Here is a 13,773-nt window from a genome sequence, read left to right as displayed (position 1 = left end):
CCAAGATGAAACATGTGGACACGCCTAGCCCGGTCTCATTCGCGGCCAATGTCGGCCGCCTGCCGCACAAAGGTTTGCAGGTGGTGATCGACGCCGACGCCGCGCAGCGCGCAATGCTTGCGCGCGAGCACGAGCTGCTTTCGGTCGAAAACTACCGTGCTGAGCTTTTGGTGGCGCCGTGGAAGCGCAATGGCGTCAAGGTCAGCGGCCGCGTCGAGGCTGATATCACCCAGGCCTGCATCGTCACCCTTGAGCCGGTCGCGGCCCATATCGACGAGGAGGTCGAGGCGCTGTTCTTGCCCGAACAATCCAAACTCGGACGGCAAGGTTTCGAAGGCGGCGGCGAGATCCTGCTCGACGCCGACGGGCCAGACGGCCCGGAAACATTCTCCGGCGACACGATCGACGTCGGCGCGCTCGCCGAACAGTTCTTCGGGCTGGCGATCGATCCCTATCCGCGCAAGGCAGGCGCCTCTCTCGATGCCGCCGGCCCGGACGAGCCCGTCGAGAATGAATTCCAGCAAAAGCTGCGATCCTTGCTTGGAAAATCCTAAAACACGAAGCGATCGGAGAAAAGCCGGTTGTGCGGCAGCCCAAAACCGCTATTTTCGCCGAACCTTCGCGAGCCCCCGAATTTCGCGAGTTTAGTATTTCTTTCGCGGGCCATGTGCCCTGGCCCAAGCTAGTGAGATAAAGACCGCGTGATCAGGATTTCCATCGATGCCATGGGTGGCGATCACGGGCCAAACGTGGTCATCCCGGCACTCATGACGGTCGCCGTCAGGCGTCCCGACATCCGCTTCGTCATATATGGGCGCGAGGAACTGGTGCGCCCCGAACTCGCCAAATTTCCCAAACTGGCCGAGGTCAGCGAGTTCCACCATTGCGAAGTCGCGGTCAGGATGGATGACAAGCCGAGCCAGGCGCTGCGCCACGGCCGCTGGAAGTCGTCGATGTGGAAGGCTGTCGAAGCAGTCAAGAGTGGCAGCGCGCAGGCCTGCATTTCGGCCGGCAATACCGGCGCGCTGATGGCGATGTCGAAATTCTGCCTGCGCACGATGGCGACCATCGACCGTCCGGCGATCGCGGCGATCTGGCCCACGATGCGCGGCGAGAGCGTGGTGCTGGATGTCGGCGCCACCATCGGCGCCGATGCGCACCAGCTGATCGACTTTGCCATTCTCGGCACCGGCATGGCGCGCTCGGTGTTCGGCATCGACCGCCCGAAAGTCGGCCTGCTCAATGTCGGCGTCGAGGAGATCAAGGGACAGGAAGAGGTCAAGGAAGCCGGGCGCATGCTGCGCGAGGCCAACATGGCCTCGATGAATTATCACGGCTTCGTCGAGGGTGACGACATCGGCAAGGGCACGGTCGACGTGGTCGTCACCGAGGGCTTCGCCGGCAACATCGCGCTCAAGACGGCAGAAGGCACTGTGCGCCAGATCTCAGGCTATCTACGCGCCGCGATGAACCGCACGCTGATGGCCAGGATCGGCTATGTCTTCGCCAAGGGCGCTTTTGACCGCCTGCGCGAAAAGCTCGATCCGGGCCGCTCCAATGGCGGTGTTTTCCTGGGTCTGAACGGCATCGTGGTAAAGAGCCATGGCGGCGCCGATTCGGACGGTTTCGCGGCGGCCATCGAGCTTGGCTACGACATGGTGCGCAACAATCTGATCGACCGCATCGAGGCCGATCTCGACCTGTTCCATGCGCGCAACCCGCATGCCCAGGCAAGCAGGAAATCCGACGCCACCGTCGACGAAAAGGAATAGGAAAGAGCTTTGATCAGATCAGTCGTGCGCGGCACCGGTGCTGCGCTGCCCCGCCGCATCATGAAGAATGCCGATTTCGAAGGCATGGTCGAGACCTCGGACGAGTGGATCGCCCAGCGAACCGGCATCCGCCAGCGTCATATCTCCGCCGATGACGAGACGACGGCGTCGCTGGGCGAGGCGGCGGCGCGCGCAGCGCTCGACAATGCTGGTCTTACGCCTGCCGACATCGACCTGATCGTGCTGGCGACCTCGACGCCCAACAACACCTTTCCGGCGACCGCCGTCGAGATACAGAACCGGCTCGGCATGCATCACGGCTTTGCCTTCGACCTGCAGGCGGTGTGCTCGGGCTTCGTCTATGCGGTGACCACCGCCGACCTCTACATCAGAAGCGGCCTCGCCAAGCGCGTGCTGGTGATCGGCGCGGAGACCTTTTCCCGCATCCTCGACTGGAGCGACCGCTCGACCTGCGTCTTGTTCGGCGACGGCGCCGGCGCGCTGGTGCTGGAAGCGGATGAGGGCACCGGCGGCATTGCCGACCGTGGCGTGCTGGCGATGAGCCTGCGCTCCGACGGCGCCCACAAGGACAAGCTTTTCGTCGATGGCGGTCCCTCGACCACCGGCACGGTCGGCCATCTCAGGATGGAAGGCCGCGAGGTGTTCAAGCACGCCGTCGGCATGATCACCGACGTCATCGAGGCGACGTTTTCGCAGGCCGGCATAACCGCCGACGACCTCGACTGGTTCGTGCCGCATCAGGCCAATAAACGCATTATTGACGCTTCGGCCAAGAAGCTCGGGATTGCAGAGCAAAAGGTGGTGGTCACCGTCGATTTGCACGGTAACACCTCGGCTGCTTCCGTGCCGCTGGCGCTTTCGGTGGCTGTCGCCGACGGTCGCATCAAGAAGGGTGATCTTGTGCTCCTGGAAGCGATGGGCGGCGGCTTCACCTGGGGCGCGGTTCTCGTTCGCTGGTAAGTGCCGAACGGTCCGGTTTCGGTCCTTGACCTTGCCGGATCAATTACTTAGGCTCTGCCTTTACCTGTATCGATTTATGTTTTTGAACTGATGGGACGGTCGCATGGGGGGAAAGACACTTACGCGCGCCGACCTTGCCGAAGCTGTTTACCGTAAGGTCGGCTTGTCACGCACTGAATCGGCAGAACTCGTCGAAGCGGTGCTGGACGAAATCTGTGAAGCCATCGTACGCGGCGAGACGGTGAAGCTGTCGTCCTTCGCCACCTTCCACGTCCGTTCCAAGAACGAACGCATCGGCCGCAATCCCAAGACCGGCGAGGAAGTGCCGATCCTGCCGCGCCGGGTGATGACCTTCAAGTCGTCGAACGTGCTGAAAAGCCGTATCCTGCGCTCGCACCAGAACAGCAAGGCCAAGGGCGGCAAATAGGTTCTGCCGCAGGCTTCGGTTGAAAACGCCGGGCCGTTTTGACGCCGGGCTTGAATATTGTTTCATAAACCGCTGAAATGATACCCGATTCGGCAGACTGGGCCGGATCGCCGTCCAGCGTGAGGATTTCGCCCATGGACAAGAGCCCCGACGCTTTCCGCACCATCAGCGAGGTCGCGGAGGATCTCGATCTGCCGCAGCACGTGCTGCGCTTCTGGGAAACCCGTTTCAACCAGATCAAGCCGATGAAGCGCGGCGGCGGCCGCCGCTACTACCGGCCGCAGGATGTCGAACTGATCAAGGGCATCCGCCACATGCTCTACGACCAGGGTTACACGATCAAGGGCGTGCAGAAACTGCTGCGCGAGAACGGCAACCATTTCCTGGTCGCCATCGGCAATGGCGACATGGCTGCCGTCGAAGCGATCTCGCAGCGCAGGCAGGCCGATCAGGTGCCGCTGACGCCAGCCGCCCAGCCGCGCGGCATGGATGACGAGATGCTGGTCGGTCAGCCCAAGGTAAAACCCAGCCGCCGCTTTTTCGGCCTGGGCAAGACCGAGGAGGAAGGTCCGGTCCAGCCCGGCGCATCGAAACTGTCGCGCGACAACCGGGCCTTGCTGCAGGAGGCGCTGTTTGACCTCCTGGAGTGCAAGCGCCTGCTCGACCAGGTGCGCTAACCTTTCCGCTGCCCTCGGGCAAGCAGACCGGAACCGGTTCTGCGGCCATGCGTTTGGCTTTCTCTCAAAAGAAGGAAAAACAATCATGGTATCGCTTTCGACCCTCTCCGATCTCGATCTCGAAAAGCAGGTCGCGACCCTTTCCAAAGAGCTCGCCGCCTTGCGCAAAGTCGTGGCCAAACGCGGCGGTGCTTACTACGAGGACGGGCGCGATGCCGCTTCGGACTATTATGGGCAGCTTGCCGACCTTGTCAGCGATGCGCTGCCGGCGATCAGGAAGCAGGGCAGGGCGATCGAAAAGACGGCGCGCGATCGTCCGGCAACAGCCGCTGCTGTTGGGTTGGTCGTGGTCGGCCTTCTCGCCAGCTTGTTGCTCAGCCGGCGCTAAAACAATTCACGAAAACAAAAAGAAAATGGCGGCCGTCCCGCGGACGACCGCCATTTCCCTGATCTGCGGCCGATTACTTGGCGAGCTTGATCTTGGCCTGCGGTGAAACCTGCGCGGTCTGGCTGCACTTGCCATAGACAGTGCCATTCTTGTCCGTGGCGTCGGTATAGGTGCCTTTGCACTCGATCGAGAGCACCAGGCAATGACCGGAGCCCTTGCAAACCGCGCCGCCGTCGCCCGTGGGATGCGTGCCGTTGGCGAAAGCCGAGGTCGGAACGGAAGCCGAACCGAAGGCCGAGACGATGAGGGCCGCGGCGAGCGTGATGCGCTTGAAGTTGGTCATTTGAGCATTTCCTTCTCTGGATCGAGGATCGCCACCATGGCGTCCTTCTGTGTTGGGATCGCCTTCTCGGCGTCCATGCCGGTTAGTGCGGCCTCCAAAGCAAAGGTTCATGCGTGGTTCGAATTTTCTTCGCGTTTTTTCGCGACGTCGATTTTTAGCCTTCGCCAACGGACGGCGCTTGGCGGGGCCGGCATCGATCATGCATTTTCGCGTGAAGGCCGCTGAGGTAGCGGCGCGGCATCCCATGCGAAGGTCACACCGTGGCGTGCCCAAATGGCCGGCCAAGACCTAGTCCGCGCCCGGCTCTTGTCAGGTAGCGGCAGCAGTCATTGCCGCCACTTGGCACCGCGCTTTCTGCCACTCCCGGCTGCGACTATAACGCCAGTCCAAAGGTACCGGCGGAGGAGACGGGCGTGGTCGCAAATTACATCGACGAGTTCATCATGTTCTGCGCTGGGCTGTGGATGACAGGCGTTGGTTTTGGGCTGCTCCAAAGTCCTTTTCAGGCCCAGAAAGGTCAGCAGCCATGGTGGCTGCAGGTCGCGAAGCATTTCAAATGGATGGGACCGCTTTTGATTTTGATCGCAATAGTGCTCGCGTTCGCGGCGCCGTCCTAGCGGGTTCCGACAGCATTGAGAGACCCGTGGTGTCCTGCAACTGGCAACCGCTGTGTTGTCGGCCTTGCGCCTGATACGTTCGTTGGGGTGCGCTGTGGTTGCTCGCGTTCTGGCGCATCGGCGCCATCGAATCCTGCCTTCAGCTTTTCCACGTGTCGCCTGGCAAAAACCAACGGGAAGGCGGCCTTGGCGAGGACTCCAGGGCCAGCCTTCCCGTTGGGCAAGTCGGCCGTGTCAGGCCTTCTTGGCCTCCACCTTCTTGTGGTGGTGGTGGTGGTGGTGGTGGTGATGGTGATGGCGGTGATGCTTGTTGTGATGATGATGATGGTGGTGATGCTTCTTGTGCAGCGGTGCTGCGTCGGCGCTGCTGGCGCCGATGAGGGGCAGAGAGACAGCCAGGGCAAAAGCCAGCCCGAGAGCCGACAGGAGGGACTTCTTCATGACTTCGTTTCCTTTTCTGCGCGGGCTGAATTTGGCCGTCACCGAGCAAGATCGGTGCCGGTGAACCCCGCAGTCATGACTATCGCCTTCGAACTTTTCGACAGTTTTTCCGGACTGTAGAATTTTGTTTCTGGATTGTGTCTGGCGGCTTCGTCGGCAACTTACATCGGCGGAATGACGCCGTTGGTGCCGACAACGACCCGGCCCGCGGTCAGCTTGCCGTCGCTGCCGCGCTCGGCGTTGACGAACACCACAGCGCCAGGCTTGAGGTCGGCGGGCGTCGCCGGCGCGAAGGTCACCACCGGCGTCGTCTGCGGGATCGCGATCTGCTTTTTCTGGCCATTGTCGTAGGTCAGCGTCACCGTGCGACCTGCAATCTCGGTGACATCGGCGACCGTGCCGTTGGTCATCCGGCTGTTGGGCTCGAGATCCCACGGGCGGTCGCCTTCGCCGGCGCCCTTCAGCGCGGCCGGGAAGATCACCACCTCGAGCGCGCCGCTGCCGCCATCGGCCTTCGAAACAGAGGCAATGCCGAGGAAATCGCCTTGCTTGATATCCCCGGCATCCGCCTTGGCGACGCCGGAAATCTTCCACCCTTCAGCCAGCGCGATGGCGTCGGTAGCGCCTTCGCGGGTCTTCACCGTCAGCGTCGCTCCGGCAAAGGCGGTCACCGTGCCGCGAATGCGCACGGCCTCGGCGGCTTGCGCCGCGACCATGCTCGCGCCAGCGAGGCCTGAAATCGTGGCGAGCACGATGGCTGATGTCTTGAATGTCATGGATCTGATCCTCTTGGGAAAAGCTGGCCCGATGCGGCTGCCAGCAACATCAGGCTAACGCGCGAGCGGCGCAAAACCGCTGAACACTTCGGCGTGCGGCCCTTCAAAAGAACTTGATTGGGAGATCGGGGCGGAGATCCTATATGTGCCCTGGCGCCTGCGGTTTTGACGCCGGTTCACGATGCTGTGACGGTCGGTTTGGGCCTTGGCAAATCGCCGTCAAGCGGGCATTGTCCCGGCTCTCAGGCAACACCCTATCATTTGATCCAAAACTCTTTAGCCCCATGGAGTTGCCAATGCCCCAAACTGCAAAACACGAACCCTTCTCCAGGCTGGCGGCCGATGTTGCGGCCGACGTTGCGCTCGAGCACCCCGGCCTCAAAGCCATCCGGGAGACAAAGGGATACAGTATTGAAGAGCTTTCCCTGACCTGCGGTCTGTCGACCAGCGAGATTGCCGACATAGAGAGCGGCAAGGACACCGATCCGACGAAACTTCGCCGGATCGCCGCAGCATTGCAATTGCCGGAAACGGCCCTGATCGATGCCCCGGCGCCCACGGCGCCTGTGGAAAACCGGTCCGTTTCATAAACAACGGCCAAGCGTCGTTCAACAAGCCCGCCATGGTTTGCCCTGGCGGGCTTGTTGCATTCGCCCAACGGCGAATGTCACTTCTTGCTCGGATCGTCCGCCGGGTTGACGTAGGTGATTGCGAACGGCCCCTCGCCATGAACCTGGACGATCGTAGCGCTTGTCGCCCAGGCGTAATGGTTCATTCCCTGCGGGGCTACGCCGAAGCCGCCGGCGGTCAGTTCGATGCCTTTGGTCTCGTCGAGCTTGTCGCCCATGCCGATATGAAAATTGCCGGAAATCACCGTCACATACTCCGAGGTGGGATGGTTGTGCGCGGCAATCCTGTAGCCGGCCGGCAACTTCAACCGCAGCACGTATATGCCATCCTTCGAGGGGTCCCCGGCGATGACAGCCATGTCCGCGCCGGCGGGCAAGGCAGCAGGAGCAGGGCCCCATTTGATGGCGTCCGCGTTTATCGGCATGTCGTCGGCAAGCAGCGGCGCCGTCCCGATAAGCAGCAGCGCCAGAGCCGAGGCGAGCTTGAGCATGATGATCTCTCCGGTTGGTCGTGGGAGCACAGCATCAGCGCCGGCCCTGATCCATTGCGACCTACCAAGGCAGCAGCCCGAACACATCTCCCGCACGGGGGATGCGCCTTGCGTTGCTGACATGCGGCGCGACCCGCCTGGCCTGGTATCGCTGCAGCCGTCGAGGGGCGGGGAGGTTGCCGCCGACCGAGCGTGAAGCTATCCAGTGTGAACGCTAACCGTTTTCGAATGGGACAATGCCGAGATGAGCCTTGAATCCGTGCGCGCCTTCCTGGCTGCCCATGCGCCCGATGTCGAAGTGCTCGTCACCGAAGCGAGTTCCGCGACGGTGGCGCTGGCGGCTGAGGCGCATGGCGTGGAGCCGGCGCAGATCGCCAAGACCATCTGCCTGCGCGTCGGCGGTGAGACCATGCTGATCGTGGCCGGCGGCATGTCGAGGCTCGACAACCGCAAATTCAAGGACCGTTTCGGCGGCAAGCCGCGCATGCTTGACGCCGACGAGGTTGTCGCGATTACCAGCCATCCCGTCGGCGGCGTCTGCCCATTCGGCCTGCCGGCGCCGCTGCCGGTCTATTGCGACGTCTCGCTGCGCGCCTTCGATGAAGTCGTGCCCGCGGCCGGCGCTACCAACGCCGCGGTGCGGCTGAGCCCTGAGCGCATGGCACAGATTGTCGATGCCGAATGGGTCGATGTGTGCCAGTAGTAATCGTCGGCTGATTTCAGCAGGAGATTTCTGGGAGCAAAACGACTGCGAGCGCAGCTAGTAGAAGATTGAACGACCCATTATACGTGGCGGAATGAACGACGTTTTTGGTTACATCGCCTATGGTGAGAACGAGCTTTACCATCGCGGCGCGCTACTCAGCGCCCTCAAGCTTTTGCACCATTGCCCGACCGCCAGAATAGTCGTCGCAACGGACAGGACTGACCTATTTCGCGCTTATCCTGTTGAGACAATGCTCATAACGGCCGAACAGAAAGACCAGTGGTCTTTCGGCGGAAGCTACCATTTCGGTATCAAGGCCGGGGCTATGCGTGAGCTTTTGCAGCGAGCAGATCGGCTCCTTTTCATGGACACCGACATGTACCCGGTGGGTGACCCGTCGAAGGGCTTCCGCTCGATCTCTGCGACCCATTCCACTATGCGCCTGTGCGAAGGGCCGCATCGCATCTATCAGAACGCGCTGCCGGGCAAGAACATCAGCGTCGGCGGCCAGGTCCTGACCGGCCAGGAACCGATGTGGAACAGCGGCATCGTCGGGATCCACCGGGACAACCTCACAGCCATGGTGGACGCCTTCGCCGCTATCAAGGCCGTTCATAAGGTGACCGACACTTGGGCGCCCGAGCAGTTCTGCCTCGGGGTAGCCCTTTCTCAAAACGGCCGAACCATAAGCCCTCATAGCCTGCCGATCCGACACTACAATACCCGAGGCAAAAAGCAGTTCGCTGAGCCGCGTGTTCATGCGTTCTTTAACGCGCACGGCATGGCGCCAGTCGGCCAGCAGGTTGCAAAGGCCAGTCGATATCGTCTATGGCGGACTCCCGCGGATCTCTTGCTCCAGAAGCTTAAGAGGTCACCGTGACGGGCTGGCTGCGCATGAGGAATCTGTTTCGATCCAAGCTGCCCCCAAGCGTGACCGTTGGACGTCACACCTATGGGGTGAGCCGGAAGAAGGTGCTTGGAGCGTCTGCCGCCACTCCGTTGGCCCTTGGGGCGTTCTGTTCGGTCGCCGGCAACGTGAGCTTTGAATGTTCCGGGGGAAGCCACGTGCCTTGGGCTGCAACCACTTTTCCGATCCACAGCCGCATGATGAACGCGACCGATCTCAATTCGCACGGCGGCAAACCCGTCGGCATTACCATCGCCAATGATGTCTGGATCGGCCGCCAAGCGCTGATCATGCCAGGCGTCCACATCGCGGATGGCGCTATTGTTGCGGCCGGCGCCATTGTCACCAGGGATGTGCCGCCATACGCGATCGTCGGCGGGGTCCCGGCCAAGCTTATCCGGTATCGCTTTTCACAGGATGTTATTGCGAAATTGCTGGCGATCCGGTGGTGGGAATGGAGCGACGAGAAGATCAAGCAGGAGGCTGCTTTTCTCACAGGTCCCATCGAACTCTTTATCGAGCGGCACGCCTAGCATGACGGCTTAAGAATGCATCTTGTTTGCGGGAAGTCGAAAAGACGGTAACCACCTTGGGGGAAGCGGCCAACTATTTGTTTGGTCGGAGTGGCCGGATTCGAACCGACGACCCCTTGACCCCCAGTCTAAAACACCAAGTTTTATAGCCATTCCTGGCGTTGCATGGGGTAGATCAATCCGCACAAATCCAACGTTGTCCAACTTGGGCCCGCTTGACTAGTAAGTTGCCTTAGCCTAAATGCTGGCTACATAGTGGCTACAAAGGGGGTGGGCGTGGCTAAAATCAAGATCACGGCGGCAGCGGTTTCAGCCGTCATGGATGGCGCAAGGCCGAACCGCACAACTTTCTATTTTGATGACGATCTTTCCGGCTTCGGCTTCTACCGAACTGCCGGAGGCACTGGCACTTTCTTTGCCGAGTTCCGTCCGGTGTCTGGCGGCGGCAAAAAGCGGCTAAAGCTAGGGCGCGTCGGCACGCTGAAAGCCAGCGAAGCACGTGAGGCAGCCAGGAAGACCATCGCCAACGCTGCGCTTGGCAAGGACTTGGTAAAGGAGCGGTCGGACGAGCGGGCGAGTGGCACGGTGAAGCAGCTCGTCGTAGACTATATTGACGGCAAGGAGATGAAGGAGTCGACGCGGGCGTTCTACAAGATCACGCTAGCCAAGCATATTGAGCCGCAGATAGGTACGACGAAATCTGCCGCGTTGACTCGCATCGACGTGCAGCGCGCGCATTCCGCCATATCGAAGAAGGCGAAATATTCCGCAAACAGGGCAATGGCGCTGCTATCGGCGGCCTATGTGTGGGGCGCCAAGCGTGGCTACGTTGCAGAGGGCATGAACCCTGCCGCGAAGGTAGATCGAAACAAGGAAGAGGCGCGTGAACGCTTCCTTGTCGCAGATGAGATGGCCCGGCTGGGCGACGCTTTGCGGGAGGCTGAGACGATCGGCATCCTGCACAAATCTTCTGAGTCCAAACATGCGCCGAAGGAGAAGAACCGCACAATTTACGGGCCGCACGTAACTGGCGCCATTCGATTGCTGATGCTGACCGGGTGCCGGTTGCGGGAAATCCTGAATCTCCGCTGGTCCGAGTACGACGAGAAGCGCGGACTTTTGCTGCTGCCCGACTCCAAGACCGGTCGCAAGACCGTAGTGCTTTCCGCGGCAGCACAGGCTGTGTTGGACGCATTGCCGCGCGTGGGCAAGTTTGTGATCGCTGGGCATTCCGCCGCAACAGAACATGAGGCGCCCCGCGCTGATCTAAAGAAGCCTTGGGCGGCTATTGCAGGCCGCGCAGGGTTGGCAGACGTTCATCTTCACGACTTACGTCACACGTTCGCATCCGTGGGCGCTGGCGACGGCATGTCGCTGCCAATCATTGGAAAGTTGCTCGGTCATTCAGACGCGGGCACTACACAACGGTACGCCCATCTTCATGTCGACCCCGTGCGCGCCGCAGCGGATGCCATCGCAGGAAAGATCGCCGATGCGATTGGGGGTAAGTGATGGCAAAGTTTCCGAAAGGTTTCAGCCTGCAGGCGTCGCCGATCCAGGCTGCGTTAAGTGAAGACCGCACAGAGGATGCAAAGACTCTGATTGTCGAGATCCTGCGAACCGGTAAGGCCGATTATGTTGTGCAGGGTTTGGCTGCCGACTTGCTCAAGCCGCTGAAGAGATCGCGCGGTCGAAAGCGTGCGCTGCCGCGATACTGGTCGGAAATCAGTGAGCAGTTCAATTGGCTGCGCGGTGACGGCGTGCTTTACGAGGAAGCATTGCGTCAATTGGCGAAAAAATTTGGTTGTTCAGAGACGCACGTCCGCACAGCCATCCGCACATATCAAGAAGCGAAAGAAGCGCACGACGAGGCGTCCCGCGAATAAATCCGATTTCTTTTGCCTAAATCGAATAGGCGAAAACGCCTATCTACCACCATGCAACAACATGCACGGAGGTGAACGCATGGCAAATATGCGCGTAAGTCAGGCCGCAGATTATGTCGGCCTGTCGAAATCCTACTTAGACAAGGCGCGCTGCTACGGCGCCGGCCCAGCATACATCAAACTTGGCAGCAGCGTCATCTACACCACGGCCGATCTTGACGCCTGGGTGTCAGAGAACCGGCGCGCGCCAGTGAATGACAACATCGCGGCGAGGGCCGCAGCATGAAGCCCACCTCAGAATGAGCCTGGCCGAGATCGAGGTCGAGCTTGCTGCCATCCGTGCCGTGCAGGCATGGCGGAAGGCGCAGCGGGAAGCCTCCCGCCAGTAGAAACGCGCCTGCGGCCAAGCGTCGATTATAACCCTGCCGGCAAGCGCCGCACGCGTGTCTCTTTCAAAAACCTCCCGCCGACCCAACGGCGGCAACTTCCAAAACGGGAACCACCCTTTGAAAATCTTGAGCATAAAACCGGAGCCACCTGGCTCGGGCAACGTCGTTGCGCGCTTCGATATTGAACTATCGGACGACCTTCGGCTGTTCGGCCTTCGTCTTTCCCATCGCTCGGCAGGCGGCCATTCCGTCTATGCGCCGAACGCAATGGGAAGCCGATGCGCTACCTTCTCATATACACTTGTCGACCAAATCGCCGCCGCTGCACTCGCAGCGCTCGAGGAGCAGAAGCCGCATGACCGCAACGCAAATTGACACGCCGGATGTGACATTAGCCGAACTCGCTGGGCTTTTCGGCGGAACAGTCAAGGGCATCTATGTTCGTGAGGCAGATGTTCAGGGCCAAGTCTGCAGCATGTACATCGCCGGCAACCGCGACATCGTTGTGGACGGAACGACCGGGAAATACACAGCGCAGCAGCTTGGCGCCTATGTCAACATGCGGCTTGGTCGCGATCTTCCCACCTATGCCGCTCGGGCAATAGCACAGCCTGCACCATCCCCCGCGAACGATAACCTCCCCTTCATTAATCCAGCCGAATGGCACGGCGTCCCCGTACCGACCCGCGAATGGTTTCTGGATAAACTTATCCCCCGCAGGCAGGTCACCATCCTGAACGGCGACGGCGGCGTAGGAAAGTCCCTTCTGGCGCTACAAATCAGTGCGGCAAGCGCGATGGGATGCGAAACTACAGGCATTCGCCCAATGGCCTGCCGCGTGATGTATCTCGGCGCTGAGGATGAGGCCGACGAGTTTCACAGACGGCTGGCCGATATCACCTATCAACACCAGCGCCAGATGAGTGACCTTTCCGACTTCCGCCTTATCCCGATGGCTGACCGCGACGCGTTGCTTGCTGTGCCTGATAGAGCTGGCGTCATGCAGCCTACAGAAAATATGGTGCGGCTCAGGGAAAGACTGGCCGAATTCCGACCGGGATTCCTAGTACTGGACACTTCGGCGGATTTGTTTGGTGGCGACGAGATCAAGCGAAACCATGTCCGCCAGTTCATTGCGATGCTGCGCAAGCCGGCGATCGAATTGGACATGGCTGTGCTTTTGCTCTCGCACCCGTCCATTCAGGGCATGCAAAGCGGCACAGGCTCGTCCGGCTCGACCGCCTGGAGCAACAGCGTGCGCAGTCGCCTGTACCTGACCAAGGGCACAGACGATGAAGACATTCGTGTCCTCACCACCAAAAAGGCCAACTACGGCAAGTCCGGATCCGAGATGCGAATGCGCTGGCACGAAGGGGCGTTCGTCTTGGATGACGGTAAGCCGTCCGCGGTGGCAGGCATCCTGAACAAGCGGGCGGACGAGACGTATATGGATCTGCTGTCCAAGCTCAATCATCAGGGACAGCGCCTCAGCCCGAATGCCAGCCAGACGTATGCTCCGAAGATCATGGCAGCGCATGCTGAATCGAAGGGCCTGACGAAGCGTCAGCTCATCGACGCACAACAGCGCCTACTCGACAAAGGGACCATCAAGATTGTTGAAGAGGGGTCGCCGTCACGGCGATATCGGCGCCTTTTGGTGGCGTCGGAAATGTATGGGGAGGTGCCTTCGAACTAGGCTTCGAACTACCTTCGAACTCCTTCGAACTGTGTGCTTCGCACACCCCCTAATACCCCCTGCGAGTGCGAAGGTTCGCACACGGGTTCGTACCCGTGCGAACCCTCGTTACTT

21 protein-coding genes are annotated in these 13,773 nt (G+C 60.6%); 18 read left to right on the top strand and 3 right to left on the bottom strand.

The window, feature by feature from the left end:
- Positions 1-5 precede the first annotated feature (5 nt).
- From NKK50_RS16295 to NKK50_RS16270, 6 genes are all read left to right on the top strand, one after another.
- Entirely contained in the window at positions 6-554 is a 549-nt protein-coding gene (locus NKK50_RS16295; protein ID WP_023669370.1) for a YceD family protein, read from the top strand.
- Between the two features lie 147 nt (positions 555-701).
- Positions 702-1,772: a phosphate acyltransferase PlsX gene (plsX, locus tag NKK50_RS16290; protein WP_023700539.1), complete on the top strand. Its 1,071-nt coding sequence runs from the start codon at positions 702-704 to the stop codon at positions 1,770-1,772.
- 9 nt (positions 1,773-1,781) lie between these two features.
- Positions 1,782-2,753 carry a beta-ketoacyl-ACP synthase III gene (locus NKK50_RS16285; protein WP_352543651.1) on the top strand — a complete coding sequence of 324 codons (972 nt, stop codon included), beginning with the start codon at positions 1,782-1,784 and terminating at the stop codon, positions 2,751-2,753.
- Positions 2,754-2,856: 103 nt separating this feature from the next.
- Positions 2,857-3,180 carry an integration host factor subunit alpha gene (locus tag NKK50_RS16280; RefSeq protein WP_006201891.1) on the top strand — a complete coding sequence of 108 codons (324 nt, stop codon included), beginning with the start codon at positions 2,857-2,859 and terminating at the stop codon, positions 3,178-3,180.
- Between the two features lie 134 nt (positions 3,181-3,314).
- A complete protein-coding gene (locus NKK50_RS16275; RefSeq protein ID WP_023669374.1) occupies positions 3,315-3,857 on the top strand; it encodes a MerR family transcriptional regulator in 543 nt (180 codons plus the stop codon).
- 85 nt (positions 3,858-3,942) lie between these two features.
- On the top strand, positions 3,943-4,245 hold the full coding sequence (locus NKK50_RS16270; RefSeq protein ID WP_023669375.1) for a hypothetical protein: 303 nt from the start codon (positions 3,943-3,945) through the stop codon (positions 4,243-4,245).
- 73 nt (positions 4,246-4,318) lie between these two features.
- Here NKK50_RS16270 and NKK50_RS16265 read toward each other — a convergent pair whose 3' ends face one another.
- Positions 4,319-4,588 carry a hypothetical protein gene (locus NKK50_RS16265; RefSeq protein WP_023669376.1) on the bottom strand — a complete coding sequence of 90 codons (270 nt, stop codon included), beginning with the start codon at positions 4,586-4,588 and terminating at the stop codon, positions 4,319-4,321.
- 36 nt (positions 4,589-4,624) lie between these two features.
- On the opposite strand from NKK50_RS16265, the gene NKK50_RS16260 reads away from it, so the two are divergent.
- The 3 genes from NKK50_RS16260 (at position 4,625) to NKK50_RS16250 (ending at position 5,766) form a co-directional block, all read left to right on the top strand.
- Entirely contained in the window at positions 4,625-4,813 is a 189-nt protein-coding gene (locus tag NKK50_RS16260) for a hypothetical protein (protein WP_155921569.1), read from the top strand.
- 188 nt (positions 4,814-5,001) lie between these two features.
- Positions 5,002-5,205, top strand: coding sequence for a hypothetical protein (locus tag NKK50_RS16255; protein ID WP_023669377.1), 204 nt, complete (start codon positions 5,002-5,004; stop codon positions 5,203-5,205).
- 231 nt (positions 5,206-5,436) lie between these two features.
- Positions 5,437-5,766 (top strand): hypothetical protein, encoded by a 330-nt coding sequence (locus NKK50_RS16250; protein ID WP_352543650.1) that lies wholly within the window; start codon positions 5,437-5,439, stop codon positions 5,764-5,766.
- 41 nt (positions 5,767-5,807) lie between these two features.
- Here the strand turns inward: NKK50_RS16250 and NKK50_RS16245 are convergent, their stop codons facing one another.
- A complete protein-coding gene (locus NKK50_RS16245; RefSeq protein ID WP_023669379.1) occupies positions 5,808-6,422 on the bottom strand; it encodes a hypothetical protein in 615 nt (204 codons plus the stop codon).
- A 296-nt stretch (positions 6,423-6,718) separates the two neighbouring features.
- On the opposite strand from NKK50_RS16245, the gene NKK50_RS16240 reads away from it, so the two are divergent.
- On the top strand, positions 6,719-7,012 hold the full coding sequence (locus NKK50_RS16240) for a helix-turn-helix domain-containing protein (RefSeq protein WP_023682373.1): 294 nt from the start codon (positions 6,719-6,721) through the stop codon (positions 7,010-7,012).
- A 77-nt stretch (positions 7,013-7,089) separates the two neighbouring features.
- Here the strand turns inward: NKK50_RS16240 and NKK50_RS16235 are convergent, their stop codons facing one another.
- Positions 7,090-7,542: a cupin domain-containing protein gene (locus NKK50_RS16235; protein WP_352543649.1), complete on the bottom strand. Its 453-nt coding sequence runs from the start codon at positions 7,540-7,542 to the stop codon at positions 7,090-7,092.
- Between the two features lie 244 nt (positions 7,543-7,786).
- Here NKK50_RS16235 and NKK50_RS16230 point away from each other — a divergent pair, with 244 nt between their 5' ends.
- From NKK50_RS16230 to NKK50_RS16195, 8 genes are all read left to right on the top strand, one after another.
- The gene (locus tag NKK50_RS16230) at positions 7,787-8,245 is read left to right on the top strand and encodes a YbaK/EbsC family protein (RefSeq protein ID WP_023743605.1); all 459 of its coding nucleotides are present in this window, start codon (positions 7,787-7,789) and stop codon (positions 8,243-8,245) included.
- A 94-nt stretch (positions 8,246-8,339) separates the two neighbouring features.
- Entirely contained in the window at positions 8,340-9,128 is a 789-nt protein-coding gene (locus tag NKK50_RS16225) for a hypothetical protein (protein WP_023743604.1), read from the top strand.
- Positions 9,125-9,688 carry a CatB-related O-acetyltransferase gene (locus NKK50_RS31360; protein ID WP_280806358.1) on the top strand — a complete coding sequence of 188 codons (564 nt, stop codon included), beginning with the start codon at positions 9,125-9,127 and terminating at the stop codon, positions 9,686-9,688. Before NKK50_RS16225 ends, NKK50_RS31360 begins: the two co-directional genes overlap by 4 nt.
- A 276-nt stretch (positions 9,689-9,964) precedes the next feature.
- A complete protein-coding gene (locus NKK50_RS16215; protein WP_352543648.1) occupies positions 9,965-11,200 on the top strand; it encodes a site-specific integrase in 1,236 nt (411 codons plus the stop codon).
- Positions 11,200-11,574, top strand: a complete 375-nt coding sequence (locus tag NKK50_RS16210) for a hypothetical protein (protein ID WP_352543647.1) — start codon at positions 11,200-11,202, stop codon at positions 11,572-11,574. Before NKK50_RS16215 ends, NKK50_RS16210 begins: the two co-directional genes overlap by 1 nt.
- Positions 11,575-11,653: 79 nt before the next feature.
- Positions 11,654-11,860 (top strand): helix-turn-helix transcriptional regulator, encoded by a 207-nt coding sequence (locus NKK50_RS16205; protein WP_031244595.1) that lies wholly within the window; start codon positions 11,654-11,656, stop codon positions 11,858-11,860.
- A gap of 220 nt (positions 11,861-12,080) precedes the next feature.
- Complete coding sequence (locus NKK50_RS16200; RefSeq protein WP_352543646.1) at positions 12,081-12,338, top strand: hypothetical protein; 258 nt, start codon at positions 12,081-12,083, stop codon at positions 12,336-12,338.
- Entirely contained in the window at positions 12,319-13,659 is a 1,341-nt protein-coding gene (locus tag NKK50_RS16195) for an AAA family ATPase (RefSeq protein ID WP_352543645.1), read from the top strand. Before NKK50_RS16200 ends, NKK50_RS16195 begins: the two co-directional genes overlap by 20 nt.
- Positions 13,660-13,773 lie beyond the last annotated feature (114 nt).

The sequence above is a fragment of the Mesorhizobium sp. M0001 genome (genome assembly GCF_040324255.1).
Classification (GTDB): Bacteria; Pseudomonadota; Alphaproteobacteria; order Rhizobiales; family Rhizobiaceae; genus Mesorhizobium.
This window is presented reverse-complemented; position numbering and strand designations above follow the sequence as displayed.

Excerpts from the sequence above, each read along its gene's own strand:
- NKK50_RS16260 (WP_155921569.1), top strand. The coding sequence starts at position 4,625 with ATGGCGTCCTTCTGTGTTGGGATCGCCTTCTCGGCGTCCATGCCGGTT.
- NKK50_RS16270 (WP_023669375.1), top strand. The coding sequence starts at position 3,943 with ATGGTATCGCTTTCGACCCTCTCCGATCTCGATCTCGAAAAGCAGGTC.
- NKK50_RS16230 (WP_023743605.1), top strand. The coding sequence starts at position 7,787 with ATGAGCCTTGAATCCGTGCGCGCCTTCCTGGCTGCCCATGCGCCCGAT.
- NKK50_RS16195 (WP_352543645.1), top strand. The coding sequence starts at position 12,319 with ATGACCGCAACGCAAATTGACACGCCGGATGTGACATTAGCCGAACTC.
- NKK50_RS16225 (WP_023743604.1), top strand. The coding sequence starts at position 8,340 with ATGAACGACGTTTTTGGTTACATCGCCTATGGTGAGAACGAGCTTTAC.
- NKK50_RS16240 (WP_023682373.1), top strand. The coding sequence starts at position 6,719 with ATGCCCCAAACTGCAAAACACGAACCCTTCTCCAGGCTGGCGGCCGAT.
- NKK50_RS16275 (WP_023669374.1), top strand. The coding sequence starts at position 3,315 with ATGGACAAGAGCCCCGACGCTTTCCGCACCATCAGCGAGGTCGCGGAG.
- NKK50_RS16265 (WP_023669376.1), bottom strand. The coding sequence starts at position 4,588 with ATGACCAACTTCAAGCGCATCACGCTCGCCGCGGCCCTCATCGTCTCG.
- NKK50_RS16235 (WP_352543649.1), bottom strand. The coding sequence starts at position 7,542 with ATGCTCAAGCTCGCCTCGGCTCTGGCGCTGCTGCTTATCGGGACGGCG.
- NKK50_RS16245 (WP_023669379.1), bottom strand. The coding sequence starts at position 6,422 with ATGACATTCAAGACATCAGCCATCGTGCTCGCCACGATTTCAGGCCTC.
- NKK50_RS16210 (WP_352543647.1), top strand. The coding sequence starts at position 11,200 with ATGGCAAAGTTTCCGAAAGGTTTCAGCCTGCAGGCGTCGCCGATCCAG.
- NKK50_RS16205 (WP_031244595.1), top strand. The coding sequence starts at position 11,654 with ATGGCAAATATGCGCGTAAGTCAGGCCGCAGATTATGTCGGCCTGTCG.
- NKK50_RS16280 (WP_006201891.1), top strand. The coding sequence starts at position 2,857 with ATGGGGGGAAAGACACTTACGCGCGCCGACCTTGCCGAAGCTGTTTAC.
- NKK50_RS16295 (WP_023669370.1), top strand. The coding sequence starts at position 6 with ATGAAACATGTGGACACGCCTAGCCCGGTCTCATTCGCGGCCAATGTC.